This is a genomic window from Acetobacter tropicalis, from assembly GCF_001580915.1.
Classification (GTDB): domain Bacteria; phylum Pseudomonadota; class Alphaproteobacteria; order Acetobacterales; family Acetobacteraceae; genus Acetobacter; species Acetobacter tropicalis.
Genome location: NZ_LHZQ01000107.1, coordinates 1 through 3713, shown reverse-complemented (window position 1 = coordinate 3713; position 3713 = coordinate 1). Strand labels below are relative to the sequence as shown.

At 56.3% G+C, this 3713-nt stretch carries 4 protein-coding genes and 1 pseudogene; all 5 read left to right on the top strand.

Annotation, left to right across the window (positions count from 1 at the left end):
- A partial coding sequence (locus AD944_RS00980) for an integrase core domain-containing protein (protein WP_156477226.1) occupies window positions 1-544 on the top strand: 544 nt, incomplete at its 5' end.
- 150 nt (window positions 545-694) lie between these two features.
- Window positions 695-859 (top strand): annotated as a pseudogene (locus tag AD944_RS16040) (type II toxin-antitoxin system RelE family toxin); the annotation flags it as partial.
- Between the two features lie 131 nt (window positions 860-990).
- The gene (locus AD944_RS00975) at window positions 991-2253 is read left to right on the top strand and encodes a cation:proton antiporter (RefSeq protein WP_045543190.1); all 1263 of its coding nucleotides are present in this window, start codon (window positions 991-993) and stop codon (window positions 2251-2253) included.
- Window positions 2253-2936, top strand: coding sequence for a YoaK family protein (locus tag AD944_RS00970; protein WP_045543189.1), 684 nt, complete (start codon window positions 2253-2255; stop codon window positions 2934-2936). The genes AD944_RS00975 and AD944_RS00970 overlap by 1 nt, the downstream gene beginning before the upstream one ends.
- A gap of 301 nt (window positions 2937-3237) precedes the next feature.
- Window positions 3238-3699: a phosphate-starvation-inducible PsiE family protein gene (locus AD944_RS00965; RefSeq protein WP_248845798.1), complete on the top strand. Its 462-nt coding sequence runs from the start codon at window positions 3238-3240 to the stop codon at window positions 3697-3699.
- Window positions 3700-3713 lie beyond the last annotated feature (14 nt).

The window sequence follows — 3713 nt, the reverse complement described above, 5'->3', positions numbered from 1 at the left end:
TTCGGAGAGGGGAAGCGCATATGCGCTTCCTACTCTACTTCTCATGAAACGGGGATTTCTCTATCTCGTGGCGATCATGGACTGGTTCAGGCGCAAGGTCCTGTCCTGGCGTCTGTCGAACACGATGGACGTGGAGTTCTGTATCGAGGCGCTACAGGATGCCCTCATGCGCTATGGCGCCCCGGACATTTTCAATACTGACCAGGGGTCGCAATTTACGACACCCCGTTTCACCGGGATACTGGAAGAGCGTCAGATCCGCATCAGTATGGACGGGCGTGGGCGATGGCTGGACAACGTGTTCATCGAGCGTCTGTGGCGGTCGCTGAAATATGAATGCGTCTACCTGCATGCGTTCGAGACCGGATCAGAGCTGAGGGCCGGGCTTGGCAGATGGATCGCCCATTATAACGAAAGGCGTCCGCATACGGCGCTGGCTGGACGAACGCCCGATGAGGCGTATCATAACGTGCCGACGCCATCTGGTCCGGGGTTAACCCCGGACCAGATGGCCAACAGCAACGCCGTCAGAAGGGCGGCATAACAACAACCGGGTATAGCTTATCAAGCCCGCAAAACTGTCCGAACGGACGGGACCACCTCAGTAAAGCGATTACTCTTCATCAGAATCTCCTCATTTCTTACGCTGAGAAAATTCTCATTCAAAAGCCACTCTTTTTATGGGGGGATTACCGAACTGCATCGCGACCTATCAGGTTTTTATAAGATCAAGCTTCTGAAAGATGGTTACCGCCTTGTTTATCAGGTCATCGACGAACGGATCGTCATCTATGTAATTGCCGTTGGCCGGAGAGCCGATAATGAGATTTATGAACTGGCTTCGAAGCGAACAGAGTGAATTTACTTTCTTGGTAGAAAGTCAGCTCCCGCCCTCATTTTTGCCATTCAATGCCCGGTTAAGTTTCTCGAATAACAGACTATTCCCGGTTTTTCTTGACGTGAGGCGCCAGGGCGGCCAGCGATGAGGCCATGGATACAATCAGTCTTCTTGCCCTGCTCCTGACCTTCTCGGCAGGCTTCAGCATTCTCAACCACCACACATTGCGTGTTCCTGTCACGATTGGCGTTCTGGTCTTCTCATTGCTGACCTCGCTTCTGGTCATGATCCTGAACCCGCTGATCCCGGCCTATGATCTTCAGGCTCTCCCACGATCCGTGCTCGGTGCCATCAATTTGCCTGCGGCACTTCTGAACGGTGCCCTTTCGCTGCTGCTTTTTGCGGGAGCCATGCAGGTGAATGTCGGACATCTGCGCGCAAAGCTGATGTCTGTAACAGCCCTCTCTATTCTGGGAACCGTTCTGGCCGTGGCTTTTCTGGCGGTCGCGGCGTGGTGTGTTTTCCCCTTTCTGGGGCACGCCGTTCCCTTTACATGGTGCATCGTACTTGGCGCCATTCTCGCTCCGACAGACCCGGTTTCAGTCGTGGGGATGCTGAAACGTCTCGGCCTGCCAGGACCGATACAGGCCGTTTTTGCGGGTGAGAGCCTGTTCAATGACGGCGTGGGCGTCGTCATTTTCGGTGTGACGATCGGGCTGGCGACTGGAGACAGTCAAGGGGTGGGCGCTTCTGAGATTGCCATGAGCTTCTGCCGCGAAGCGCTCGGTGGTGGTCTTCTGGGAGCGATAACCGGGTGGATCGCGCTTCGTGTGCTCAAGGCGCAGCGTGACCCGCATATCGATCTGCTGACCTCGCTGGCTCTGGCGACCGGAACCTTCAGCATCGCCAATCAGCTGGGGATGTCCGGAGCGATTGCCGTCGTCGTGGCCGGACTATGTTTCGGAACCAGTTACAGCCATTCCGTTTTCGATGAAGTATCCCGCAAGGAACTCGACATTGCATGGACGCTGATTGACGAAGTGCTGAACGTGCTGCTGTTCATGCTCATTGGCTTTGAAATATTGGAGATCACGCCGCATCTGTTTACGGTGCTGGCGATGCTTGCCGTGATCCCGCTGTCTATTGCCGTGCGGGCATTGAGCGTGCTGTTCTCCACCCTGCCGGTTCATCTCCGGCAGTGGGAACGGGGCCGTGTTCTCGGTATCCTGACATGGGGCGGCCTGCGTGGCGGCATCTCGGTTTCTCTGGCGCTTGGCCTACCACCCGGAGACCTGCGCGACCTGCTACTGCCTGTTTGCTATGGTGTCGTGGTGTTCACCATCATCGTGCAGGGTCTGACCATGGAGCGGGTCGCCCGCAGGCTCTATCCGTCAATCGCTTCCCGGTCGCAATAATGCCCTCCTCCCTTCTCCCGGTCTCGATTTCCGCCCGGCGGGTTCTCATTCTCGGGCTTGTCGCAGGCTATGTGGATGCCCTGAGTTTCGTCGATCTGGGCGGTGTCTTTGCAGGCGCGATGACGGGCAATACCACGCATATGGGCGCCTCGTTTATCAGCGGAAACTGGCACCATGGTCTGCTTCTGGTGGGTGTGCTGGGTGTCTTTTTCCTTGCCGCCATCCTGTCCGGCCTGATGCGGCTGTTATGGTCGCCAGCTTATGGTGTCATGGTGATGACAATCTTCATGCTTCTGGCACAGATCGTGCATGGATCCTCCCTACGCTACTGGGGCGAATTTCTCGTGCTTCCGGCACTGCTGGCTGTTCAGGGCGAAACGATCGCGAAATTCTCCGGCACGCCCATGCCCACGATCGTCGTGACAACAAACCTGCTGAAAGCCGCATCGGGGATTGCGGAATGGGTAGCGTCATGTCTGGCGCCGGACAGGAACACTCGCCCTGTCGCAGGAAGCATTTTTCTGCCGCTACTTTTGTGGGGGGCTTTTCTGGCTGGCGTGATGGCCGCCGCCATGGGGCTAGCCTTGCACGGTAGTTTTCCGTTCCTGTGGCCCGTCCCGCTCCTTGTCTTTCTATACCGGGATATCTGGAAAACAGAACGTGCAGGGCAAGACGATAATTGAACACTCAGTCCGGCAGGACCAGATCAGACGTGGGACGTAATGCGTTCACGAATGCGAATATGCCTCTCGGTTAGGTCGGGTTTTCATGCCTGACAGCCGACATTCTCCTTTCCCCCACATTGCCGACATAACTGCCGCAGAAATAAGCCCTTAAAATCCACTTGCCATTCTTATCATTAATCAGTGGATTTTTCTTGTCTGAATAGTAAATTATCCAGATCCAATGGATTTATAACTCACTGATAAACCAGCATACTAATTATCATTATCTTCTGGTGTTCGACACCGAAACCGCAGCCCTATGATCACGCAGCCCTCTTCATCCACTCCCCGTACCGCCCGCCGCTGGACCACGCCGTGGCGCAATATGCTTTCGCCTTCAAGTGGTCTGACGCTCTATGAGCGCTTCGAGCAGGCTATCATGCTCGTCCTGATCGGTCTGATCATGGCCGTTACGGTCTCGGCCACCGCTCACCTCGTGGTGGCGGTCTGGCACCTGCTCTCCAGTTCTGCTGTCGATCCCACGGACCAGAGGGTGTTCCAGACCGTTTTCGGAGCCGTCTTCACAGTTCTGATCGCCCTGCTCGCGATCGCACGCAAGTTCATCCTCCTGGACCTGCAGACCATCGCACCCATGGACGTGCTCTCCCTCGCCGCTGCGGTCCTCGCTCTCGGGATCGTCTACTGGCTTGTGCGCGACCAGGACGCCCGCATCCGCCAACAGGACGCGTCCCTCAGGAAGGATGTGCCGGATGCTCAGTGAAGTCCGCATTCTCG